The sequence below is a fragment of the Citromicrobium bathyomarinum genome (assembly GCA_001306305.2).
Classification (GTDB): Bacteria; Pseudomonadota; Alphaproteobacteria; order Sphingomonadales; family Sphingomonadaceae; genus Alteriqipengyuania; species Alteriqipengyuania bathyomarina.
Genome location: CP155577.1, coordinates 1,628,191 through 1,650,620, shown reverse-complemented (window position 1 = coordinate 1,650,620; position 22,430 = coordinate 1,628,191). Strand labels below are relative to the sequence as shown.

Annotated in this window: 22 protein-coding genes and 1 pseudogene; 14 read left to right on the top strand and 9 right to left on the bottom strand. The window is 58.8% G+C overall.

All coding sequences use genetic code 11. The annotated features are described in order from the left end of the window. The first annotated feature begins 234 nt into the window (after window positions 1–234). From VO57_008115 to VO57_008085, 7 genes are all read left to right on the top strand, one after another. Complete coding sequence (locus VO57_008115) at window positions 235–1,020, top strand: response regulator transcription factor (GenBank protein ID XBL68112.1); 786 nt, start codon at window positions 235–237, stop codon at window positions 1,018–1,020. A gap of 20 nt (window positions 1,021–1,040) precedes the next feature. Further along, window positions 1,041–2,630: a stimulus-sensing domain-containing protein gene (locus VO57_008110; protein ID XBL71284.1), complete on the top strand. Its 1,590-nt coding sequence runs from the start codon at window positions 1,041–1,043 to the stop codon at window positions 2,628–2,630. A 91-nt stretch (window positions 2,631–2,721) separates the two neighbouring features. Then, window positions 2,722–3,621: an RNase adapter RapZ gene (gene rapZ, locus VO57_008105; GenBank protein ID XBL71283.1), complete on the top strand. Its 900-nt coding sequence runs from the start codon at window positions 2,722–2,724 to the stop codon at window positions 3,619–3,621. Between the two features lie 61 nt (window positions 3,622–3,682). Then, a complete protein-coding gene (locus tag VO57_008100) occupies window positions 3,683–4,111 on the top strand; it encodes a PTS sugar transporter subunit IIA (GenBank protein ID XBL71282.1) in 429 nt (142 codons plus the stop codon). Further along, on the top strand, window positions 4,108–4,386 hold the full coding sequence (locus VO57_008095; protein ID XBL71281.1) for an HPr family phosphocarrier protein: 279 nt from the start codon (window positions 4,108–4,110) through the stop codon (window positions 4,384–4,386). The genes VO57_008100 and VO57_008095 overlap by 4 nt, the downstream gene beginning before the upstream one ends. Before the next feature lie 31 nt (window positions 4,387–4,417). Next, window positions 4,418–5,221, top strand: coding sequence for an RNA methyltransferase (locus VO57_008090; GenBank protein XBL71280.1), 804 nt, complete (start codon window positions 4,418–4,420; stop codon window positions 5,219–5,221). A 226-nt stretch (window positions 5,222–5,447) separates the two neighbouring features. Beyond that, a complete protein-coding gene (locus VO57_008085; GenBank protein ID XBL71279.1) occupies window positions 5,448–6,281 on the top strand; it encodes an IS5 family transposase in 834 nt (277 codons plus the stop codon). A gap of 219 nt (window positions 6,282–6,500) precedes the next feature. On the opposite strand, the gene VO57_008080 is transcribed toward VO57_008085, so the two are convergent. Next, entirely contained in the window at window positions 6,501–7,193 is a 693-nt protein-coding gene (locus VO57_008080; protein ID XBL71278.1) for a hypothetical protein, read from the bottom strand. Window positions 7,194–7,425: 232 nt separating this feature from the next. Further along, the gene (locus VO57_008075; GenBank protein XBL71277.1) at window positions 7,426–8,466 is read right to left on the bottom strand and encodes a hypothetical protein; all 1,041 of its coding nucleotides are present in this window, start codon (window positions 8,464–8,466) and stop codon (window positions 7,426–7,428) included. 344 nt (window positions 8,467–8,810) lie between these two features. Between VO57_008075 and VO57_008070 the strand changes: the two genes are divergently transcribed. After that, window positions 8,811–9,644 carry an IS5 family transposase gene (locus tag VO57_008070; protein ID XBL71276.1) on the top strand — a complete coding sequence of 278 codons (834 nt, stop codon included), beginning with the start codon at window positions 8,811–8,813 and terminating at the stop codon, window positions 9,642–9,644. Between the two features lie 387 nt (window positions 9,645–10,031). Beyond that, window positions 10,032–10,517: pseudogene (locus VO57_008065) on the top strand (AAA family ATPase). Between the two features lie 155 nt (window positions 10,518–10,672). On the opposite strand, the gene VO57_008060 reads toward VO57_008065, so the two are convergent. The 3 genes from VO57_008060 to VO57_008050 form a co-directional block, all read right to left on the bottom strand. After that, window positions 10,673–11,506, bottom strand: coding sequence for an IS5 family transposase (locus tag VO57_008060; GenBank protein ID XBL71275.1), 834 nt, complete (start codon window positions 11,504–11,506; stop codon window positions 10,673–10,675). A gap of 103 nt (window positions 11,507–11,609) precedes the next feature. Next, a complete protein-coding gene (cas1, locus tag VO57_008055) occupies window positions 11,610–12,251 on the bottom strand; it encodes a CRISPR-associated endonuclease Cas1 (GenBank protein XBL71311.1) in 642 nt (213 codons plus the stop codon). A 481-nt stretch (window positions 12,252–12,732) separates the two neighbouring features. Continuing rightward, window positions 12,733–13,623, bottom strand: coding sequence for a hypothetical protein (locus VO57_008050; GenBank protein XBL71274.1), 891 nt, complete (start codon window positions 13,621–13,623; stop codon window positions 12,733–12,735). Between the two features lie 96 nt (window positions 13,624–13,719). Here VO57_008050 and VO57_008045 point away from each other — a divergent pair, with 96 nt between their 5' ends. The 3 genes from VO57_008045 to VO57_008035 are packed head-to-tail and all read left to right on the top strand — an operon-like array spanning window position 13,720 to window position 17,806. Then, window positions 13,720–14,295, top strand: coding sequence for a hypothetical protein (locus tag VO57_008045; protein ID XBL71273.1), 576 nt, complete (start codon window positions 13,720–13,722; stop codon window positions 14,293–14,295). A gap of 14 nt (window positions 14,296–14,309) precedes the next feature. After that, the gene (locus tag VO57_008040) at window positions 14,310–14,672 is read left to right on the top strand and encodes a hypothetical protein (protein XBL71272.1); all 363 of its coding nucleotides are present in this window, start codon (window positions 14,310–14,312) and stop codon (window positions 14,670–14,672) included. Then, window positions 14,669–17,806: a DNA polymerase domain-containing protein gene (locus VO57_008035; GenBank protein XBL71271.1), complete on the top strand. Its 3,138-nt coding sequence runs from the start codon at window positions 14,669–14,671 to the stop codon at window positions 17,804–17,806. Before VO57_008040 ends, VO57_008035 begins: the two co-directional genes overlap by 4 nt. Here VO57_008035 and VO57_008030 read toward each other — a convergent pair. Further along, window positions 17,763–18,599, bottom strand: a complete 837-nt coding sequence (locus VO57_008030) for a hypothetical protein (protein ID XBL71270.1) — start codon at window positions 18,597–18,599, stop codon at window positions 17,763–17,765. The two genes, VO57_008035 and VO57_008030, sit on opposite strands and share 44 nt — an antisense overlap. 266 nt (window positions 18,600–18,865) lie before the next feature. Here VO57_008030 and VO57_008025 point away from each other — a divergent pair, with 266 nt between their 5' ends. Beyond that, window positions 18,866–19,699 (top strand): IS5 family transposase, encoded by an 834-nt coding sequence (locus tag VO57_008025; protein ID XBL71269.1) that lies wholly within the window; start codon window positions 18,866–18,868, stop codon window positions 19,697–19,699. 17 nt (window positions 19,700–19,716) lie between these two features. On the opposite strand, the gene VO57_008020 is transcribed toward VO57_008025, so the two are convergent. Continuing rightward, window positions 19,717–19,977, bottom strand: a complete 261-nt coding sequence (locus VO57_008020) for a helix-turn-helix transcriptional regulator (protein XBL71268.1) — start codon at window positions 19,975–19,977, stop codon at window positions 19,717–19,719. Window positions 19,978–20,087: 110 nt separating this feature from the next. Here VO57_008020 and VO57_008015 point away from each other — a divergent pair, with 110 nt between their 5' ends. Next, window positions 20,088–20,510, top strand: a complete 423-nt coding sequence (locus VO57_008015) for a hypothetical protein (GenBank protein ID XBL71267.1) — start codon at window positions 20,088–20,090, stop codon at window positions 20,508–20,510. A gap of 26 nt (window positions 20,511–20,536) precedes the next feature. Here VO57_008015 and VO57_008010 read toward each other — a convergent pair whose 3' ends face one another. Next, window positions 20,537–20,770: a hypothetical protein gene (locus tag VO57_008010; GenBank protein XBL71266.1), complete on the bottom strand. Its 234-nt coding sequence runs from the start codon at window positions 20,768–20,770 to the stop codon at window positions 20,537–20,539. Between the two features lie 148 nt (window positions 20,771–20,918). Continuing rightward, the gene (rmuC, locus tag VO57_008005; protein ID XBL71265.1) at window positions 20,919–22,385 is read right to left on the bottom strand and encodes a DNA recombination protein RmuC; all 1,467 of its coding nucleotides are present in this window, start codon (window positions 22,383–22,385) and stop codon (window positions 20,919–20,921) included. Window positions 22,386–22,430 lie beyond the last annotated feature (45 nt).

The window sequence follows — 22,430 nt, the reverse complement described above, 5'->3', positions numbered from 1 at the left end:
TACAATGATCGCGCGGCTGGCGGATCGCCGTCAAACCGGGCCGTCAAACCGGACGACTGCAGTCGATGCATACGAATGCAGGGTCTGGACGAGAATGCGCATAATCCCGCCTGCCCGACTCGTCAAACCGGGCGTCCGCGCATCATCAATCGGTGCACCATCGCCTGCCGGTGCGTTGTGGATAGAGCACACACACGCTATTTCCGGCGCAAGAAGAGGAAACTGGTGCCCGGCATGGACCCGCAGACACATCCCAGCGAAACGCACAGCGGCGCATCCGCCCCCGCCACCGCGGCCGGAGGGCGCCGGGTCGTCGCGCTGGTCGACGATGATCGCAATATCCTGACCACGGTCTCGATCGCGTTGCAGGCCGAAGGGTTCGAAACGCGCGTCTATTCCGATGGCGAGACTGCGCTGCGCGCGCTGACCGACAATCCCCCCGACCTTGCCGTGTTCGACATCAAGATGCCGCGCATGGACGGGATGGAACTGCTCGCCAAGCTGCGCGAACGATCCGCCCTCCCGGTCATCTTCCTGACCAGCAAGGATGACGAGCGGGACGAGGAAGCCGGCTTCCAAATGGGCGCGGACGATTACATCTCCAAACCGTTCTCGCTGCGCCTGCTGGTCGCCCGCATCCGCGCGATCCTGCGTCGCAGCGGGCTGGAAGACGCCGCGCCGGAGGGCAGCGCCGACAGCCGGCTGAGCGAGGCGCGCGCCAGCTTCACCCGCGGGCGACTGACGATGGACCCGGCCCGCCATCAGGTGACGTGGGACGGCAAGCCGGTCTCGCTGACCGTGACCGAGTTCCTGCTGCTCGAAGCGCTCGCCCACCGTCCCGGTGTCATCAAGAGCCGCAACCAGCTGATGGATGCCGCCTATCCGGACGACGTCTTCGTCGACGACCGGACGGTGGACAGCCATATCAAGCGCATGCGCAGGAAATTCCGCCAAGTCGATTCGAGCTTCGGCGCGATCGAGACGCTGTACGGGGCCGGCTATAGCTTCAGCGATGGCTGATTTGCCCAAAACTGGCGCCCATGGCTGACCGCGTCCGCGTGCGCCGCATCCCGCGCCCGCTGGAAGGCGGCGGCGTGTTCTCGCGCCTGTCGCTCACCGCGCGCATCCTCGCGGTCAACATCCTCCCGCTGCTGCTGCTGGGCGGCGGGATCGTCTACCTCGATTCCTACCGCGCCCAGCTGCTGGACGAACGCTACAAGCTCGCCCGGATCGAGGCGCAGATCACTGCCGAGGCGCTGGCCGGGGCGACCCGCGCGCGGCAGGACGCGCTGCTGCTCCAAATCGGCAAGGAACAGGACATGCGGCTGCGCCTGTTCGATCCCGAGGGCAAACTGATCGCCGACAGTTTCGAACTGGGCGAGCCGACCTTCACCCTCGACGATCCAACCGACGACCCGTTCGAGCTGCGCTTCGCCCGTTTCCTCGACCAAATCGTGGACACGGTTGTCAGCGCGCAGCCGGTGCCCCGCTATAACGAACCCGAATCGAACAATGCCGATTCCTGGCCCGAACTGCAGCGCGCCCGCGAACTCGGCATCTCGCAGATCGAGCTGCGTCAGGCTGCGGACCGCACGCCCGTCATCACCGCAGCCGCTCCGGTGGGATTGCAGGGCACCACGCTGCTGACCACCCGCAACGCGGTCGACATTACCGAATCGGTCCGCCGGGCACGCTCCACCCTGGGCACGGGCGTGTTCGTGACGCTGGCGGCATCGATTTTGCTCTCCCTGTTCCTCGCGCGGACGATCGTGACGCCACTGCAAACCCTCTCCAAGGCGGCCCAGCGCGTCCGGCTGGGGCGCGAGCGCGAGGTGCAGGTGCCGCGCCTGCCCGACCGGCGCGACGAGATCGGAATGCTCGCCCGCGCGGTGGCAGACATGACCGACGCGCTGCGCCACCGGATCGACGCGGTCGAGCATTTCGCGGCCGACGTGGCGCATGAGATCAAGAACCCGCTCGCTAGCTTGCGTAGCGCGACCGAGTCGCTCGGCACGGTGGAAGACCCTGCCCTACGCGCCCAGCTACTCGACATCGCGATCCACGATGTCCGCCGGATCGACCGGCTGGTGACCGAGATTTCCGACGCCAGCCGGATCGATGCCGAAATGTCGCGCGCGACCTTCTCCATGGTCGATCTGACCGTGCTGGTCGGCAATATCATCGAGCGGCGGCGCAATCGCGGGCTCGACCAGGGGTGCGACATCGCTTTCGAACATCCTCGCGGCAGCGCCCGCGTGGTCGGCGTACCCGAACGGCTGGAACGGGTGGTCGACAATCTGGTCGACAATGCGGTCTCCTTCTCGCCCGCAGGCGGCACGATCCGGATCGTTATCGCGCGGCAGGACGACACGCTGTCGCTGATGGTGATGGATTCGGGTCCCGGGATCCCACCCGAAGCCCGTGACAAGATCTTCGAGCGATTCCATTCCGACCGGCCCGAAAAAGAAGATTTCGGCCATCACAGCGGCTTGGGCCTCGCCATCGCGCGGACCATCGCCGAAGCGCACGAAGGGACGATGCGCGCAGCCGATCGGCCCGATGGTGAACCCGGCGCCTGTCTGGTCCTGACGCTCCCCCTCGCGCCGGAGGATGACTCGCCGACTGGCTAGGCGCGCGCATTAGGCCTTATCCCGCGCTATAATACGCGTTAGGCGATAGGCCCGCGCCAGGTGGCGCCCCGCAACGGACACAGTAGCGCGCATGAGCGAACCGCAGAAACTGATGCTGGTCACCGGAATGTCCGGCGCGGGCAAGACGACGACCCTGCGCGTGCTGGAGGATCTCGGCTGGGAGGCGGTCGACAACTTCCCCGTCCGCCTGCTGCGCCCGCTGGTGCGCGAAGTGCTCGCCGGGGAAGACCGCGTGCCGCTGGCGATCGGGTTCGACACGCGCACCCGCGGGTTCGAGCCGCAAACCGTCATCTCAATCGTCAAGAGCCTGCAGGAACGCGAGGATCTGGCCCTCTCGACCCTGTTCATCGATTGCCGCAGCTCCGAGCTTGAGCGCCGTTACAACGAGACGCGCCGCCGCCATCCGCTGGCCCATGGCCGCACCGCGCTCGATGGCATTCTCGCCGAGCGCGATCTGCTCGAACCCCTACGCCGCTGGGCCGACATGTTGATCGACACCAGCCAGCTGGCGACCAACGAGCTGCAACAGTTCGTCCGCCAGAACTTCGGCACCGATGGCGCACCGCAAATCGCGGTGACCGTGTCCAGCTTCGGCTTCGCCCGGGGGATGCCGCCGCTGGCCGATCTGGTGTTCGACATGCGCTTCCTCGACAATCCGCACTGGGTCGAGGATCTGCGCGAGCAGACCGGGCTGGACGAGGATGTCGCCAACTTCCTCCACCAGACCGACGGATTCGAGGACAACTTCACCCGCATCCGAGAGCTGCTGATGGACCTGCTGCCCCGATACGGCGCGCAGGGCAAAAGCTATGTCCACATCGCATTCGGCTGCACCGGGGGGCGTCACCGGTCGGTCTACACGGCGGAGCGGATGGCCGCTGCGCTGCGCGATGCGGGCTATTCGCCCACGATCAGCCACCGCAATCTGGCGAGCCGGGCGATCGATACTGTGGAAATGCAGACCGCATGAGGCACCCCGGCGTTCTCGTTGGGCCTTGCCTTGGGCGTGTGTGCTTATAGACACGGGCACCATGATTGGCCTTATCCTGGTGACGCATGGACAGCTCGCGCGCGAATTCGTGGCAGCGATGGAGCATGTCGTCGGCCCGCAGGACGCGATCTCCTCGGTCTGCATCGGTCCACAGGACGATGCCGAGGAATGCCGCGCCCAGATTCGCGACCAGATCGGCGAGGTCGATCGCGGTGAAGGCGTGATCATCCTGACCGACCTGTTCGGCGGCACACCGTCCAACCTCGCGATCTCGCTGCTCGAGGAAGGGCGGGTCGAGGTGATCGCCGGGATCAACCTGCCGATGCTGATCCGGCTGGCGCGAGCACGCGAGGCGATGCCGGTGGCAGAGGCGGTGCGCGCGGCACGCGATGCGGGCCGCAACTACATCACCATCGCTTCGGAATTCCTCGCCCGGCCGAGCGACGAGATCAAGGCGGCGGGCAAATGAGCGAGCTGCGCAAGACCATCACCATCGTCAACCAGCGCGGCCTGCACGCGCGGGCCAGCGCCAAGCTGGTCGAGGTGACCACCCGCTGGCCCGAGGCGACGGAGATCCAGGTCGCCAAGGACGGGCGCGCGGTCGACGGGCGTTCGATTCTCGACCTGATGATGCTGGGCGCGGCGCGCGGGGATGAGATCGAGCTGATCGTCGCGGGCGAGGATGCCGAGGCGGCGATGGCCGAGATCGCCCAGCTGGTCGAAACCGGTTTCGGCGAAGAGTAGGCGCGCGCGCCTCCCCTCCCCCACATCCGTCATGCCCCGTCGCGAGATCACCAGCTATTCCAACCCCACGATCAAGGCGCTGCGTTCGCTGCGGGAGAAGAAGCACCGCCAGCGCGAGCGGCGCTTCCTCGCCGAAGGGCTGCGCCTGCTGACCGATGCGCGCGAATCGGGCCGTGTGCCGGAAGTGCTGGTGATGGCCAGCAAGCGCGATCCCCATCCGCTGATCGACGCGTTGGAACACGCGGTGGAGGCGGCGGGCGGCGACGTGATCGAGACCACGCCCGACATTCTTTCCAAGATCACCGGCAAGGACAATCCGCAGGCCGTCGCGGGCGCGTTTGCCGAGTGGGATACCTCGCTCGACCGGATCGACCGAAATGCCGCGCCGATCTGGCTGGTCGCGCAGGCGCTGCGCGATCCCGGCAACCTGGGCACCATGCTGCGTACCGCCGATGCAGTGGGCGCAGGCGGGCTGATCCTGATCGACGATTGCGCCGATCCCTTCGGCGTGGAGGCCGTGCGCGCCAGCATGGGCGCGATCTTCACGCAAAATCTGGCGCGCGCGCGGTGGGAGGAATTCCTGCCATGGCTGCGTCAAGGACCGGGCCAGCTGGTCGCGGCAAGCCTTCGCGAGGCGGTACCCTATCGCGGCGCGCCCTACGCGAGCCCATGCTTCGTGATGGTCGGCAACGAATCGCAGGGCCTGCCCGAAGCCTACGAGACGGCGTGCGACCTGCGCGTGACCATGCCGATGCGCGGCCGGGCCGACAGCCTCAACGCGGCGGTGGCCGCAGCGGTGCTGGCCTACGAGGTGCTCGCCAGCCTCGAAGGATGACAGGGTGACACGTGTCACCCGGGTGTCACCCGGGTGTCACCCGGCAGGGGCGGCGACGTTCTCCAAGAGAAACAATGCCCTGCGGCGCGCGAATTGCGACAGGGTGACAGATGCGCGTCTTAGAGCCTGTCTTCAAAAGTAGTTGGGAGATATCAGCTGGTTGCGCTTGACGCGCTGGTGCATCGCTGATTCCGGGGTTTCGCCAGAAACGACCGAGGAATAAGCGATGTGGACCGATACCTCCCGGCAGCAGCATAGCCGCCCGGGTCTACGTTATCCAAGCGATTTGCGCGATGCCGAGTGGGCCTTGATCGAGCCTCTGTTGCCGCCCGCGAAACCTGGCGGCAGGCCGCGCTGCGCCGACCTGCGCGAGGTGATGAACGCGATCCTCTATCTGGCAACAAGCGGTTGCCAATGGCGGATGCTGCCCAAGGATTTCCCTCCGCTCTCGACGGTTCAACGCTATTTCTATGCCTGGCGCGACAGCGGCCTATGGCAGACGATCAATCACCTGCTGGTGATGGCTGCGCGCCAGATCGAAGGGCGCGAGGCCAGCCCCAGCGCCGGGGTGATCGATAGCCAGAGCGTCAAGACCACCGAGAGTGGCGGCCCACGGGGCTACGATGCGGGCAAGAAGATCATGGGACGCAAGCGTCACATCATCACCGATACGCTCGGACTGATGTTGTTCGTCACCATCCACGCTGCCAGCATTCAGGATCGCGACGGGGCGGTCGATCTCATCAAGGCAATCCGCTACCGCTTCCCGTGGCTGCGCCACCTCTTCGCCGATGGGGGCTACGCAGGCGACAAGCTCATCGGCGCGCTTCAAGGGCATGGGCAATGGACGCTCGAGATCGTGCGCCGCTGCGACACCGCCAGGGGCTTTGTTCTGCTCCCGCGCCGCTGGGTGGTCGAGCGCACCTTCGCCTGGCTCGGCAGATGTCGACGGCTCGCAAAGGACTGGGAAAGAACTATCGAAAGTTCCACCGCATGGACTACCATCGCCCACATCCGCCGCCTCACCCGCCTCATCGCAAGCCACTGCCAGATCGCATAAACTTCTGAGTCAGGCTCTTAGGCACGCCGGGGAAGCCAATGATTGCAAAGAGCGATTGCGGTGTAGCCGATGCGTGAGATGTAGGAAATCCGCGCAGCCCCCCGCCACCCTCGTCATCCCGGGCTCGACCCGGGATCCCGCTTCTACCCCGGCAGCGTTTGGAGAAGCACCAACCCGGGTCGGAGCCCGGGGCGACGCTGGAGGCTGATCCGCGCCCGATCAGTCGCCCGCAACGAAGGCGGTGATCGTCCACTTCCCGTCGATCCGGTTCACCGCGATCCGGTAGTCGACGATGCTGCGCAGCGCATGGTCGGCAATATAGCCCGCGGCACCATCCTGCGTGATCACGGCCTGATAGCCGGTCTGCTGGTCTGTCTCCTCGGGCCCGTCGACATACTGGTCGTCATACCGAACCAGCGCCCAGTCCCAGCTGATCCGCTCGATCACGCGCGCGTCGTCGGCAGGGGCGAAGCGCAGCGGCACGTCGACCCCGGTGACGATCACGGTTTCGAACACCTCCCCACCGAAGGTCTTGGTGAAATACCATGGGAAGGCGATGTAATCCGTGTCCTGCGCGGCATCCTCGCCGATACCGCAGCCCAGCTGCACCGCATCGGCAAGGTCGCGCCAGCTGTTATAGGCCCCGGCATCGAGCCGCTTGCGCAGCTCATCCACGCCCGAGCCGCCCCCGAAATCGAGCGTCACGTCCGGATCGGTCAGAGCGATCAGCGCATCGGCATCGCGCAAGGTGATCGCGCGCTCCAGCCGCTGGTGGAACTCGGCATACCCCGGCAGTCCGGTGCATTCGTCACGCGGCGCGAGCGGGCCGGGGCCTTCCTCTGCCGTCGCAGTCTGCGCGATCGCAGGTGCTGCCACGAGGCCCACAGCAAGCAGCCCGGTCAGGATACTCATCGCCAATGCCCGCATACAACCTCCCCACTCAAACGCCCACGTCATCCCGGGCTTTGATCCGGGATCGGGCTTCTTCGGTGCCGCGCTAAAAGCAGCACCACCCCGGATCAAGTCCGGGGGGTATAGTGATAGTGTTGAAACAGGGAAGTTTTGACCACAGAATGAAGTGAAGTTCGCAATCCACAGAAGCTTCCCAATCGTCCTAACATCCAGTTCTGACAATCTCAGAGACTCAATCGGCGTTCGCCTTCGGACCTCCGAAAGGCGCCCCTTCCTTCGCGATTGTCCTCCAGACCATGTGAGAGCCGCGCTGCGTTTCGCCGTTCGGAAGCGCTACGACATGGGATTCGAATTGCGGAATAACGGTGCGCACTTTTAGATCGCATACATAGCCGAGTATGGCTTCAAACACCTCTGCGAGGTCCCCGACTTGGGTCTCGAGGAACTGAACCACATCACGCCTTGTCACCGCGCTTGCCTCATGAGTGATTTCGATAGTGGGAGCTAGGAGTGAACCGTCAGCCTGAAGCTCATAATCGCGTATTATCACACACTTATTTTCGTTTGGATGGATCATCGCGTGTCGATGATTTGCGACGCCCGCCAAGACCTCCCAAGCTGCATTTTTCCAAGCATCAAGTTCCGCATTCTCGCCGTGCTTTTCCGTCATTGCTTGCAAGAATTTCGCATCCCAAGGTTCATTGTTCGAGCCCTTGGGGAAAAATAGCGTGGTCAATCCTTTAATTGCGATCTCAACATCACGCAGCGCCGCGAGGCTCTGGCGTACCTTGCCCTTGAGGTTCGGTGTGCGAGGTACGTATGCAGCCGAGAGCTTTTGAGCTTTGCTGGCCTCTCTCATCTGATCCTGATGACTGCTCAGGTCGTTTGCCACCTCAACGACTGACGCCATTGAACTCGATACCTCTAGCGACATACGGAGCAATGCGTCGGGAGGCACAGTCTCAGGTAGATACGTGGCATCAGCAAGTTCGAATGCCGCGCCCGCAGTCTTGCGAACAAAATGATGGTCGGCCCCGAACTCTAATTCTTTCTGTTGAATAATCTGTGGTAGATTTGGATTTGTCCGATCTGGATCAATGTGGTCGGCGAATACACCGGAGGTTAGACACCGCTGCGAAAGCATAAACATGCGGTCGTCGATGATCTTTATCGCGACGATGCTTCCGCATTCTGGGGGTATGGTCGCACTGCCTGCGGCATTCCGCATCCGGCCAATCGCTGCCTTTCCAATAGATTTCGCGTCAGAGGTCATGCGCGAATCATAGCCTTTCGAGATTGCCAGTCATAGGTCCGTCGCTAGACGCACTTGTACGCAGGTCTTACGCTCTGGTCAGGTTCTCCTTGGTCGGCAAACTCGATACCCATTCTCCACTCTTATTCTGCCGCAAGGCCTTCTGCCTCTGCTGAGTTGCCTGTAACCTTCCCGAATGAGCCAGTATGCCGACGACGAAACACTCGGTGATCTTCTAAAGATCGTTCATATTGAGCCTGAGAGCCTGTCTTCAAAAGTAGTTGGGAGATATCAGCTGGTTGCGCTTGACGCGCTGGTGCATCGCTGATTCCGGGGTTTCGCCAGAAACGACCGAGGAATAAGCGATGTGGACCGATACCTCCCGGCAGCAGCATAGCCGCCCGGGTCTACGTTATCCAAGCGATTTGCGCGATGCCGAGTGGGCCTTGATCGAGCCTCTGTTGCCGCCCGCGAAACCTGGCGGCAGGCCGCGCTGCGCCGACCTGCGCGAGGTGATGAACGCGATCCTCTATCTGGCAACAAGCGGTTGCCAATGGCGGATGCTGCCCAAGGATTTCCCTCCGCTCTCGACGGTTCAACGCTATTTCTATGCCTGGCGCGACAGCGGCCTATGGCAGACGATCAATCACCTGCTGGTGATGGCTGCGCGCCAGATCGAAGGGCGCGAGGCCAGCCCCAGCGCCGGGGTGATCGATAGCCAGAGCGTCAAGACCACCGAGAGTGGCGGCCCACGGGGCTACGATGCGGGCAAGAAGATCATGGGACGCAAGCGTCACATCATCACCGATACGCTCGGACTGATGTTGTTCGTCACCATCCACGCTGCCAGCATTCAGGATCGCGACGGGGCGGTCGATCTCATCAAGGCAATCCGCTACCGCTTCCCGTGGCTGCGCCACCTCTTCGCCGATGGGGGCTACGCAGGCGACAAGCTCATCGGCGCGCTTCAAGGGCATGGGCAATGGACGCTCGAGATCGTGCGCCGCTGCGACACCGCCAGGGGCTTTGTTCTGCTCCCGCGCCGCTGGGTGGTCGAGCGCACCTTCGCCTGGCTCGGCAGATGTCGACGGCTCGCAAAGGACTGGGAAAGAACTATCGAAAGTTCCACCGCATGGACTACCATCGCCCACATCCGCCGCCTCACCCGCCTCATCGCAAGCCACTGCCAGATCGCATAAACTTCTGAGTCAGGCTCTGAAACAGATTTCATCTTCTTCAGATATCCGAACGGGAAGACAGGTCGTGTCCGGGTAGATGAGCTGCACACCTTCAAAAAGAATGATGTCATCTTGTCCTATGATGGCAAGTGGACGAAAGTCCCGCACGAAGTTTGGCCCGACACATTTGCAACTTGCATCATAAGATCGATTCTCGATGATGGCACAATTCTTGGTGAGTCTGGTGGCGCACTGGTCGTCTTGCGTAATCCGGGCGAACTGGATTTGGAAGCCGATTTCACCGTCGAGGTAGACAACACAACTTCAGCGATTGTCCGGGTGATCGCGAAAGAGCCGATAAGGGCTCGTCTGCACCCCGCGGACGACGTTCTTTCGCCTTCCTCGTTCATGGTAGAGCCAAGAGAGGGCGGCCTAACGTTTGACGATTTCGGAGGTTACAAAGGCGTAGTCGCGCGGGCAAAGGAACTAATTGAAACACAGCTCGAACGGCGTGATGAACTCGAAAAAATCGGCGCGCGACCAGTGAAGGGAATCCTATTCACCGGTCCGCCCGGCACAGGTAAGACACACCTCGCTCGCATTATCGCCAATCAAGCTGGCGCAAGCTTCTACGACATTAGTGGCCCCGCCATCGTGAGCAAATGGCTCGGTGATACCGAGGAATTACTCCGCAAAATCTTTGAGCATGCCAAGAGCGCCGATAGTGGGAAAGCCATAATCTTCTTCGATGAGATTGATAGCATCGCAGAAAATCGAAGCGGAGATTCGCAGGAATCTTCTCGTCGTCTGGTAGCCCAATTCCTGACGCTTATGGATGGCTTCGATACGAGTAAGAATGCAACGGTGGTAATCGCCGCGACAAACCGAGCGGACGCGCTGGACCCGGCTTTGACCCGTCCCGGACGCTTCGATTGGGAAATTGAATTCGGATTGCCGGACCTCATGGATCGGTATGAAATCTTAAAAATTGGAACTCGAACGATACGGTGTTCCGATGGACTGCCACTCTTAGAGCCTGACTCAGAAGTTTATGCGATCTGGCAGTGGCTTGCGATGAGGCGGGTGAGGCGGCGGATGTGGGCGATGGTAGTCCATGCGGTGGAACTTTCGATAGTTCTTTCCCAGTCCTTTGCGAGCCGTCGACATCTGCCGAGCCAGGCGAAGGTGCGCTCGACCACCCAGCGGCGCGGGAGCAGAACAAAGCCCCTGGCGGTGTCGCAGCGGCGCACGATCTCGAGCGTCCATTGCCCATGCCCTTGAAGCGCGCCGATGAGCTTGTCGCCTGCGTAGCCCCCATCGGCGAAGAGGTGGCGCAGCCACGGGAAGCGGTAGCGGATTGCCTTGATGAGATCGACCGCCCCGTCGCGATCCTGAATGCTGGCAGCGTGGATGGTGACGAACAACATCAGTCCGAGCGTATCGGTGATGATGTGACGCTTGCGTCCCATGATCTTCTTGCCCGCATCGTAGCCCCGTGGGCCGCCACTCTCGGTGGTCTTGACGCTCTGGCTATCGATCACCCCGGCGCTGGGGCTGGCCTCGCGCCCTTCGATCTGGCGCGCAGCCATCACCAGCAGGTGATTGATCGTCTGCCATAGGCCGCTGTCGCGCCAGGCATAGAAATAGCGTTGAACCGTCGAGAGCGGAGGGAAATCCTTGGGCAGCATCCGCCATTGGCAACCGCTTGTTGCCAGATAGAGGATCGCGTTCATCACCTCGCGCAGGTCGGCGCAGCGCGGCCTGCCGCCAGGTTTCGCGGGCGGCAACAGAGGCTCGATCAAGGCCCACTCGGCATCGCGCAAATCGCTTGGATAACGTAGACCCGGGCGGCTATGCTGCTGCCGGGAGGTATCGGTCCACATCGCTTATTCCTCGGTCGTTTCTGGCGAAACCCCGGAATCAGCGATGCACCAGCGCGTCAAGCGCAACCAGCTGATATCTCCCAACTACTTTTGAAGACAGGCTCTAAGCAAGCGAGGCAACCATCCGCGCAAGTTGAGGCGATAGCCTGCAACCGCCATTCTTCTTCAGAATGAAGTCTGCCGCCGCGAACCTCTGATCCGCCACAAACTCCAAAATCCGTGCATCGACAGAGGCGCGTTCAAGCTCAATCATATCGAGCGCCCAAGCAGGGCTTCCGCGCTTACTATTGTGCATAATGCCAATGGTCGGATCATACCCATCTGCGATGGCTTCAAGCTGTAGCTTTGCTAGCTTCACCGCATAGGCATAATTCAACATGGCATTGACAGGATGTGAGGCGTTTCGGTTTTCGGCCTTCTTGCCAGTGGCACGAGAACTTCGCCAATTGTAAGCGTGCCATTCTTGGGGAACAGGACGACGCACGATCCCTCTCCAATTCACAGGCAAACCCTGCCAAGCCCGAAAATAGGCTGACGCGCATTCGCCCTCGATAGCGAATATGGCGTTCAAATCTTCGAAGCTCTCGCTTTCCAACCGATCAATAGCAGCATTTGCTTTTGCCAACGCCATATCGCGCGATTTTGAAGGCGGGATGTGAACCTCAAGCGTAGGGATGCTCGAAATGATTTTCCGGCGAATGAGATCAGCCGCGAATGCCGATCGCTTCGATAAGTCAGCGCGCATGGCCAATTGCCAATCGACCTTTTCCCGATCAGCGGCATATCCTCTTCCGCTAGCAACGTCGCAATCTCTCCACTCGCATTGACGCGAGCAAGCGCAACGCTTTGCTCCGCTAGCCAAGTCAGAACCTGGAACGAGAGAGTTCCGCTGCCATCAAGCAATAAGATGCGTGATGGCAAATCGAGGTCGCGAGGGAAAAAGCGATACTCGGCTCGCTTTTGCGGATAATGGGTAAAGCCATCGCGGATGACCAGTGCCCCATGCGCAATTCGCAATGAGACGCCATGTCCATTTAAAACTAGCGGTGCGGGATTTCGCTCTCGTAATTTTCGGTTTGGCGCGGATTTGGCCGCCTCGGAAAACCAGAATTCCGAGCGATTTGCCCAATTTTCGGTGTTCGCATCGAGATAAATTTCAGGCTCTAAATCGATAAATTCGATATAGCAAAATTCCCGAATTATGCGCTATTTTTCAGCCTACTGACCTAGTTTGGGATTTCGTATTTTAATGCCTGAATGAATGGCAAAATGACCCACGGAACGTTCAATATCTGAGGGCCAAGCTCACGGAGCTTTTGAAACGTAGGCTCGCTTTCAAGCGCGCTTTGAATATCTCGATTTGGCAGTTGCCCTTTGACCGCTTTTCGAAATAGCCTCACATGATATCGGGCAACTCTGAAATCTCGCTTATTCGCATTTTGGATTGCCTCAATGCCCGAATTTTCGATCTCATCGGGCAATCCAGCTATACCACTCAGCACCTTGCCAATCGCCTCGATCCAAAGTGGGTTCAATAATGGCGACACCCTTGGGGCCATATGATCGAGCGCTTTGGCGATCAGCTCATCCGAGGGTAGCTTTGAGTTAGCGCCGCTTCGCCCAATCTCTGCCATAACCGCATAGAATTCTTGAGACTGCTCGAACCGCGTTCCCTGTAGGCGATGATCTAGCGGGCCAAGCTGATTTGCGATTGCCTTCTTGCTTGCTGCACTCACTTCCGTGAATGTCCTGTCATTCAGGAACGTGGACTGACGGCGGGCCAGTTGAGAACTAGCTTTTCTCCACTCTGCCGCAAAAGCGACGCGCACTCGATCAAAGTCTTGATGACCCCATTCGATATAGGTCTGAACTACCAATGCATTTTCTCGCTTGAGGCCCATTCGCCTCAGCTCTGCCAAACGCCTCGCCTTCCGCACGTCAGAGTCTGATCGTGCCCAACTCGGTGCGTTACCAACTCTCTGTCCTTGGGCCTGAGCACGCGGTAGAACGTCCCAATCTACCCACTGCCGCACCACATTCGCAGTAATGGCATTTCGACCAACGAACCCGAATTCACTGTTGAGTAGGTCGGCCAGCTCTGTGTTCGTGATCTGCATCACCTGCTCCTCTCGCACAGATGCGTCTCTTTTTGCGAGAACGGACTCGGAAACTGATTCCAATAGAGTTCCCGGCACTAATCCGGGAACACTCAATTGGTACGCAAACGCGATTACAAGGCGGAATACGCACGACGCATAGCGAACGCGAAGAAGCGAGGCCTGAGCCGCGCTCAGGCGCGAGGTCATGCCCGTGCTGGCGAGCGCCCGATCCGAGGATCGAAGTTAGAGCGAGGTGAAGCCTCCCTCGAAGCCGCGCTCAAAGCTCTGAGACGAACCGGGACACAGGTTGCCGCCGCAAAAGAGGCTGGGGTTTCGGTCGAGCGCTTCAGGCGCTTCCTTCGAGAAAATAAGCTCGCGACCCGAAAGGGTAAGACTTGGATCATCTCTGACCCAGCCACACGCCAGATGCTTGTGATATCGAGCGGCGAGGCACGAACCAGAAAGCTTGCGGGATTGGAGCAAGCCTCTCTCAACGGCAGGTATCTCGCTGCCGTCAAAGCCTTCATCAATTCCAATGATGCCGATCTTTTATCCGGATTCGTCGGCAAATCAGTGCGCGACACGGCGGGCCATGAGCACCCCTTAGAGACCGACCCAAACACCCTTTATCACCTTGCTGCTTCGGGCAGCGAGATCTTCGAAGACATCTATCGTCTTGTCACCGATTGAAGCGAGGTCCGAATATGACGCGACATGATCGAGAGCGGCGCAAGCAACAGCGGCTGAAAAAGCTTGGAAGCAATAACCCGATTTGCGGCGCTTGCGGCGAAAACGCTTGGCAATGTTTGGAGGCCCATCACGTCGCGGATTTTGGGCGCGATGAAGCCACGGTTATCGTTTGCGCCAATTGCCACAGGAAGCTGAGCGATGCGCAAAAGGACCATCCCAGTTACGATGCGAGTTCCGATCCCGATCTAGACCGTATCGGGCACTTCCTCCTCGGTCTTGCTGACTTGCTCGAAATCATTGTCGAGAAACTCAAGGAGTTTGCGCACGTCCTTATCGGCCTCGCCGAACAGGATGCCGGTCGGAGGCGCGGGAAATGACGATCCCAGTCACCGATGAGCTGCCTATCTCTCTCCGCGCTTATGCCGTGCGAGCCGACAATCGGAGCGGGCCATCGCGAAGCCACAAGAGATCAGAAATCGAGGCCTCGGAATGGCATCTGATCTTCGATTGCGAAACGCGGGTCGATCCGGCGCAATCTCTTCGCTTTGGCGCATACCAGATCAGACAATCGGGTGCGCTGATGGAACAAGGGCTGTTTTATGCGCCGGAGAATGTGACACGAGCCGAGCTTGCGCAAATCAGAAGTTACGCCGACGAGAATCATCTCGAATGCCTAACGCAGACCGAATTTGTCGAAGCCATCCTTTTTACGATTGGATACGATTATCGCGGTACGATTGTCGGCTTCAATTTGCCTTTCGATATCTCGCGAATAGCGATCAAATCCAGCTCAGCTCGCGGCAAGATGAAGGGCGGATTCTCTTTCACGCTAAGCGAGGATAAGCGCCGCCCCAATCTTCAGGTCAAACACATTTCCGCCAAGGCTGCCTTCATCCAGTTTGCGGCCCCAATGAAGAGCCGAACCAATCGGAGCAGGGTCAAGCTTGGTAAGAGGGAGCCAATCCAGCGAGGTCATTTCATCGATTGCAAAACACTGGCGAATGCCTTGCTCGCTAGATCATTTTCGCTCGCCTCGCTTTGTGAGGCGTTGGGCGTCGAGAACAGCAAAATCGAATATTCCGATTTCGAAGCGCCGATATCGGATGATTTTATCGGCTACGCTTTGCGCGACGTTCAAGCGACTTGGGAGTGCTATTGCGAGCTGATTGAGCGTTTCGATCAGCTTGCATTAGCGGGCACATCGCCAGAGAAAATCTACAGCGAAGCGAGTCTGGGAAAGGCTTGCTTGAAAGCGATGGGCGTGAAACCTTGGCGCGAATGCCAGCCTGATTTTGATCCGGCGATCATCGGCAAAGTCATGTCAGCCTATTATGGCGGACGCTCGGAAGTGCACATTAGACGCGAAGAGCGCCAAGTGATGCTCTGCGATTTCCTATCGATGTATCCGACTGTTTGCACCCTCATGGGTCTTTGGTCGTTCGTAACTTCGGAGGGAGTCGAAGTTCATGACGCGACAGAGAAAGCTAAAGCGATCTTGTTGGGGGACATTCTCAGCGAGCTTCGGTGCACGCAGTTTTGGAGAGGACTTACGATCCTCGTCCGGGTCATTCCGGTAGGCGATATCTTCCCTGTCAGAGCGAAGTATGCCGATGCGCAGCAGGCCACCATCGGCCTAAACTATTTAACCAATGAGCGCGGTCAGTGGTTCACGCTTGCCGACTGTCTTGCCTCCACCTTGCTTTCTGGCAAACCTCCCAACGTCATTGAGGCAATCGAATTCAGGCAATCCGGCACGCAAGCAAAGCTCAGTGGCTTCGACGTCGGTGGCAATGCGGCTTACTCGATCCACCCCAAGCGAGACGATTTCTACAAACGCCTGATTGAGCTTAGACAGGATACAAAGGCGAAGCTTGAACAAGCCAAGCCCGATGAAAGAGCGATGCTCGGCATCCGGCAGCACGCTCTCAAAATCATGGCGAATGCCACTAGCTACGGCATTTTCGTTGAGATGAATGTCGAGAATGCAAAGGCCGACGAAAGGGTCGATGTGTTTGCCGGGGATGAGCATGCTTTCGCCAGCTTCCCTTCCAAGATCGAGGAACCTGGCACCTTCTTCCACCCGCTCCTAGCGACACTCATCACCGGAGCTGCGCGGCTAATGCTTGCGATCACAGAGAAGCTAGCAATCGAGCGTGGATTGGAATGGGCGTTTTGCGATACCGACAGCATGGCTTTGGCAAAGCCTAGGCGCATGGGCGAAGAGCGATTTCAAAGCGCGGTGCAAGAAATCATCGATTGGTTTGGCGCACTCAATCCGTACGATTTTGAAGGGTCGATCCTGAAGAGCGAAGGCGTCAATTTTGCTACGGATAGTAGCGGCAGACACGAGCAGCTATACTGCCTAGCGATCTCCGCGAAGCGATATGCTCTCTACAATCGCGGCGATGATGAAATGCCGATCATTCGCAAAGCCTCCGCGCATGGCTTGGGACATTTGCGCGCGCCCTATGACGAGCGAAATCCGTCGCGTTCGATACCCAAACCGAAGGCGAAATTTGCCGAGATGGGCATTTCGCTGTGGCAGCACGATCTTTGGTTCAACATTATCGGGGCGATTAGAAGCGAGCGGCCAGAATTAGTCGATTTTGGTTTTCACCCTTCATTGCAATTGCCAGCAATCAGCAGATACGCGGCGACCTCTCCTACCGTGCTGCGGTGGTTCAACCATTTTAATGAGGATAAAAACTACAGCGATCAGGTGAAGCCATTTGGATTTCTGACTGCGCTGTTTGCAACTTCGATTGAAGTAGGAGCGACATCGGGAATCGAGGGCCAAAAGCGGAAAGCGAAAAAGGTTTCTTGCGCTCCCATTTCGCCCTTTGAAACCGATCCCGCCAAAGCAGCTAATCAGGCCTTTGACCGGGAAACTGGCGATTTCGTCCCTATTGAGAAGCTCAAAACCTTCGCGCAAGCAATGGCGCAATATCATTTGCAGCCAGAAAACAAGTTTCTGAACGGGAATTTTCGCGATAGTGGCGAGACTGAAAGAAGGCACATTTGTGCAGTCAGTGCCGTCCATATTGGGAAAGAAGCCAACGATTTGGAGCGACAGGCAAGCATTGGCTTCGATCCATCGGCGCAACCTCTTTATGGGTTGCACCCCGACCAGACAGCCGAATTGCAAGGCGAACTGAAGCGCCTGTGCGAAGTGTTCAGCACATACCAAATTTCCACTTATGCCGGGATCACAGCTAAGAAACTCTCAGATTTTCTGAATGCCGATTGCACCAGTCAGCAGGCGAGGCACGAAGCATCGGAGCTGGAAAAAATAACGCGCTATTTTCGCCGAAAGGAACGACGAGAATGTGAACAGCTCGAAAAGCTCGAAAAGCTTATCGCGGATTCCGGCTTACGGAAAGCAGCCAGAAAATTATGCGTTGATCCGTCGAACCTTCGCCGCAATATTCTGAAGCGTCGCTCTTGCATAACCAAGGCTGATAACCCTGCTACCAGTAGATTGCAATTACCTCTACATCGAGAAGATTCTTAGGCTCTTCATCAAATGCAGAACTTTCATTAATTTTTGGTTCATTGGCAAAGTTCTGGCTCCGAGGAAAAAGCGGTAAGTCGAGACTCTTCCGGACAGCTTCCCGCGCATCGAAATCGACAGAAGGATCAATCTCCTGCCGAGTCGACACTTCAATCAGGGCTTTCACCTTTGCGAATGCGGCTCTCTGACCTTCAGCGGACGTATTTTCGAGTAAGAGTGCTGCTATCGACCGATCCAGTGCAACAAGCTCTTCTTCCGACACGTCATGCGCGATTTCTGAAAGCAGACGGTCCTTATATCGTGCGAGCGCAAGGGCGAGCTGGGCAGCTATTGGTTCAACCATGTCTGCACGTTTACTAGACGCAGATTGCGTCATTGCGGCCCTACTTGATGTCTCTATTTGTCTCGCAAGATCAGGCGCGAAGTCACGAAATATATCGGCTACCTTAATAGGATTCCAATCGTTTTGAATGCCCGACTTCGAAAGCCTACAAAGCATTGTAAACTCGTTATCCGCAAAAAGAACTCTTCGGATATCCTTCCAATAAGCTAGATGCTCGGTTACACCGACAATTCGAAGCTCGCTGCATTCTATTGGGAATCCGGATATAGCATTGCGGTGGACAATTAAATTTTGCTCCCCGTCAGCTATGACAACATAATCTGATACAACACCATCAACCGGAATAAGGCCTGCGAGTAGCTTGCTAATGATCTTGTTCGCATTTTTTGCCTGATAAAGGTCAAGAAAATTCACGGACTCCATAAACATGGTCGGACTCTGGTCGAACATCTCAGAGAATTCTGCTACCATGGTGCTTATTTGAAATATCCAAGAAGCAGACAACTGCACCTTAAATTCTACAAGATCACCTCTCTTTAAATCTGACGCCCTATAGCATGTATTTTCATAGCTGCCATCCTTAAGATCTTCAAGAGATGTAGCACTCTTTAAGAGCCTGTCTTCAAAAGTAGTTGGGAGATATCAGCTGGTTGCGCTTGACGCGCTGGTGCATCGCTGATTCCGGGGTTTCGCCAGAAACGACCGAGGAATAAGCGATGTGGACCGATACCTCCCGGCAGCAGCATAGCCGCCCGGGTCTACGTTATCCAAGCGATTTGCGCGATGCCGAGTGGGCCTTGATCGAGCCTCTGTTGCCGCCCGCGAAACCTGGCGGCAGGCCGCGCTGCGCCGACCTGCGCGAGGTGATGAACGCGATCCTCTATCTGGCAACAAGCGGTTGCCAATGGCGGATGCTGCCCAAGGATTTCCCTCCGCTCTCGACGGTTCAACGCTATTTCTATGCCTGGCGCGACAGCGGCCTATGGCAGACGATCAATCACCTGCTGGTGATGGCTGCGCGCCAGATCGAAGGGCGCGAGGCCAGCCCCAGCGCCGGGGTGATCGATAGCCAGAGCGTCAAGACCACCGAGAGTGGCGGCCCACGGGGCTACGATGCGGGCAAGAAGATCATGGGACGCAAGCGTCACATCATCACCGATACGCTCGGACTGATGTTGTTCGTCACCATCCACGCTGCCAGCATTCAGGATCGCGACGGGGCGGTCGATCTCATCAAGGCAATCCGCTACCGCTTCCCGTGGCTGCGCCACCTCTTCGCCGATGGGGGCTACGCAGGCGACAAGCTCATCGGCGCGCTTCAAGGGCATGGGCAATGGACGCTCGAGATCGTGCGCCGCTGCGACACCGCCAGGGGCTTTGTTCTGCTCCCGCGCCGCTGGGTGGTCGAGCGCACCTTCGCCTGGCTCGGCAGATGTCGACGGCTCGCAAAGGACTGGGAAAGAACTATCGAAAGTTCCACCGCATGGACTACCATCGCCCACATCCGCCGCCTCACCCGCCTCATCGCAAGCCACTGCCAGATCGCATAAACTTCTGAGTCAGGCTCTTAGGACTGCTTTTTCCTGCCGGGACGCAAGCCCGAGATATTCTCGTGCACAGCGGTCGGTACAAAAAGCTCAGCGATATTGACCGATAGGACGGATGCGATCTTGTCTAGCGTATCCACACTCGGGTTCTCGTCGCAGCGCTCGATGCCGCCGAGGAAAGACCGATCTATCGATGCATCGAACGCCAGTTGCTCCTGCGAAATGCCTTGCGCCACCCGAAGACGTTTGATGTTTTTCCCCACAAGTTCGCGGCCTCGCATAGCGGCTTAAAGCGGGAAATCCCTGCATTAAAACCACTGGATATATCCATCATATTAACGCTTGCATGAGAGCATGGCTTCCTCAGGTAAATTGCGAGAGCCGAGATATCATGTCTGCCAATCACGAGCCCGACCAGCTTCCAGAACAATCACCTCTCAAGGGATGCAGAGTGCTACTTTTGGCTGGATTATTGATGGGGTGCGGTGCCGACGATATTTCCCTTCAGCCTCAAACAGCGTTTGATCTGGTCTGTACCTCTCAAGCGGAAGAGACGATCCGCTTCCGATTTGATCTCAGCCAATCGAAGTGGTGCCTTGAAGACTGCGCCGCTGCGTGGACAATCGACGAGCAGACTGACGCAGAGATCAAGCTTTCGCTTCGCACAAGGGATGACTCAGATCGCTGGTCGATATCGATTGATCGATATACCTCACAGTTCTGGATCGTTCGACGAGGCTACGGCAAAGAACCGCAGGCGTTTGGTCAATGTGAGCGTCATAAGTTTTCGGGTTTCCCTCAACAGCAATTTTGAGGATAGGTAGGGACGCCGACGTTCGATTAATCCGGCGATCTGATGACCAGTTCGAATGGCTGACCGTCCCTAGGTTCGCCATCCATAATCGGAATACCGAATGACTCACCATCGTCAGGCTCGACACCCATCTCAAATTCGAGAAACTGTCGATATCTGGCGCGATGGTCAGGGGTCATGATCCAAACGAGATGTTCATGAGGCACTTTCGGCGCTTCAACTACAGCATCGGTCATCGCGCGATGATAATCGAAACTCATCTGATCTATCCATCTACAGAGTGGCGTGTCGCGCCGGGATGCTAACTCTACCGACGGACGAAGCAAAGTGTGGTCAAATGTTGGCCAATCTGGAGCTATCACTATACCCCCCGGATCAAGTCCGGGGTGACGGGGTGGCATGCCGAGCCTATTCCGCCGCGTCGCGCGCATCTTCCAGTTGCTTGCCCTCGCCTTCATCCTCCAGCGCGGCGACATCTTCCGACGTATAGGTCGGTGTTTCAGCGATCTGCGGGATTTCCTCGATCTCGCGCTTGCCGATCTCGATGCCCTTTTCGGACAGGCGGCGACCTGCGGAGAGCACGTTGCGTTCGAACGAACCGACGAACTTGTTGTAGTTCTTGACCGCGCTTTCGAGCCCGCCGCCGACGCGCTTCATATGCTCGGCCGCGATGGCGAGACGGTCGTAGAGTTCGCCGCCCGCCTTGCCGATCTCCATCGCTTCCTTGGCTATGGTGTCCTGCCGCCAGACCTGCGCCACGGTCCGCGCAATCGCCACCAGATTGGTAGGAGTGGCCAGCAAGACCTTGTTTCGGAAGGCAAAATCCCACAATTCGGGATCGGCATCGAGCGCAGCGGCGACGAAATGCTCGCCCGGCACGAACATCACGACATAGTCGGGCGCGTCGTCGAACTGGCTCTGGTAGCTTTTCGATCCGAGCGTCTGGACATGGCCGCGCATTGACTTGGCGTGCAGGTCGAGATGCCGCTTGCGCTCCCCCTCGTCCTCCGCCTCGAACGCGGCCTGGTAGGCGTTGAGCGAGACCTTGGCGTCGATCACCAGCTTCTTCGAGCCGGGCACGTTGACGATGGCATCGGGCCGCAACCGGCCCTCGGCCGTCTCCAGCGACTGTTCGAGATTGAAGTCGGTATGTTCGGACAGCCCGCACTGCTCGAGCACGTTCTGCAACGCCCGCTCACCCCAACGACCGCGTGCCTTGGGCGCGTTGGTGAGCGAATTGCCCAACCGCTGCGCCTCGCGCCGCACCTCTTCCTGGCCCAGCCGCATCTGCTCGATCTGCGCGGCGAGCGAGGAGAAGGCGTTGGTGCGCTTTTCCTCCAGCGCGGCGACCTGATCCTCGTACTTCTTGAGGCGGTCGCCCACGGGCGCGAGCAGCGCGCGGATCTTTTCCTCGGAGGATTTCTCGGAGTGGCCGAACCGCTCGCTCGCACGCTCAAGAAAGGCTTCCTGCGCCTTGCTCAGCACAGCCGAACCGGTGTTCTGGAATTCCTTGAGCAGTTCCTCGCGTGCTTCCACCAGCAGGCGTTTCTGCTCGTCGAAATTGGCAGTCTTCTCTTTCAGGGTCGCCAGTTCGGAGGACAGCGCCCCATTGGCGCGCCGCGCCTCTTCCAGCACGGTTTCGTGCCGCGCGCGGGTTTCCTTCAGCTCGGCCTCCAGCGCATCGACGCGCGCGCCCTTTTCGCGCGCCGCCTCAAGCTCGGCATAGGCGCGCAGGTATTTGGCGTCGGTCTCCTTCGCCTCCCGCTCGCTCTCGGCCAGCCGCGTCTTCAGCTCGGCTGCCGGCCGGCCACCGAGATACCACCCGACGCCTAGCCCGATGAGCAGCGCCACGACACCCAGAATCGCATATTCCATGGCCGGAACATAGCTGGAACGACGCCGCGCGCCAAGCCGCCGCGG

Excerpts from the sequence above, each read along its gene's own strand:
- VO57_008115 (XBL68112.1), top strand. The coding sequence starts at position 235 with ATGGACCCGCAGACACATCCCAGCGAAACGCACAGCGGCGCATCCGCC.
- VO57_008110 (XBL71284.1), top strand. The coding sequence starts at position 1,041 with ATGGCTGACCGCGTCCGCGTGCGCCGCATCCCGCGCCCGCTGGAAGGC.
- rapZ (XBL71283.1), top strand. The coding sequence starts at position 2,722 with ATGAGCGAACCGCAGAAACTGATGCTGGTCACCGGAATGTCCGGCGCG.
- VO57_008100 (XBL71282.1), top strand. The coding sequence starts at position 3,683 with ATGATTGGCCTTATCCTGGTGACGCATGGACAGCTCGCGCGCGAATTC.
- VO57_008095 (XBL71281.1), top strand. The coding sequence starts at position 4,108 with ATGAGCGAGCTGCGCAAGACCATCACCATCGTCAACCAGCGCGGCCTG.
- VO57_008090 (XBL71280.1), top strand. The coding sequence starts at position 4,418 with ATGCCCCGTCGCGAGATCACCAGCTATTCCAACCCCACGATCAAGGCG.
- VO57_008085 (XBL71279.1), top strand. The coding sequence starts at position 5,448 with ATGTGGACCGATACCTCCCGGCAGCAGCATAGCCGCCCGGGTCTACGT.
- VO57_008080 (XBL71278.1), bottom strand. The coding sequence starts at position 7,193 with ATGAGTATCCTGACCGGGCTGCTTGCTGTGGGCCTCGTGGCAGCACCT.
- VO57_008075 (XBL71277.1), bottom strand. The coding sequence starts at position 8,466 with ATGACCTCTGACGCGAAATCTATTGGAAAGGCAGCGATTGGCCGGATG.
- VO57_008070 (XBL71276.1), top strand. The coding sequence starts at position 8,811 with ATGTGGACCGATACCTCCCGGCAGCAGCATAGCCGCCCGGGTCTACGT.
- VO57_008060 (XBL71275.1), bottom strand. The coding sequence starts at position 11,506 with ATGTGGACCGATACCTCCCGGCAGCAGCATAGCCGCCCGGGTCTACGT.
- cas1 (XBL71311.1), bottom strand. The coding sequence starts at position 12,251 with ATGCGCGCTGACTTATCGAAGCGATCGGCATTCGCGGCTGATCTCATT.
- VO57_008050 (XBL71274.1), bottom strand. The coding sequence starts at position 13,623 with ATGCAGATCACGAACACAGAGCTGGCCGACCTACTCAACAGTGAATTC.
- VO57_008040 (XBL71272.1), top strand. The coding sequence starts at position 14,310 with ATGACGCGACATGATCGAGAGCGGCGCAAGCAACAGCGGCTGAAAAAG.
- VO57_008035 (XBL71271.1), top strand. The coding sequence starts at position 14,669 with ATGACGATCCCAGTCACCGATGAGCTGCCTATCTCTCTCCGCGCTTAT.
- VO57_008030 (XBL71270.1), bottom strand. The coding sequence starts at position 18,599 with ATGTTCGACCAGAGTCCGACCATGTTTATGGAGTCCGTGAATTTTCTT.
- VO57_008025 (XBL71269.1), top strand. The coding sequence starts at position 18,866 with ATGTGGACCGATACCTCCCGGCAGCAGCATAGCCGCCCGGGTCTACGT.
- VO57_008020 (XBL71268.1), bottom strand. The coding sequence starts at position 19,977 with ATGCGAGGCCGCGAACTTGTGGGGAAAAACATCAAACGTCTTCGGGTG.
- VO57_008015 (XBL71267.1), top strand. The coding sequence starts at position 20,088 with ATGTCTGCCAATCACGAGCCCGACCAGCTTCCAGAACAATCACCTCTC.
- VO57_008010 (XBL71266.1), bottom strand. The coding sequence starts at position 20,770 with ATGAGTTTCGATTATCATCGCGCGATGACCGATGCTGTAGTTGAAGCG.
- rmuC (XBL71265.1), bottom strand. The coding sequence starts at position 22,385 with ATGGAATATGCGATTCTGGGTGTCGTGGCGCTGCTCATCGGGCTAGGC.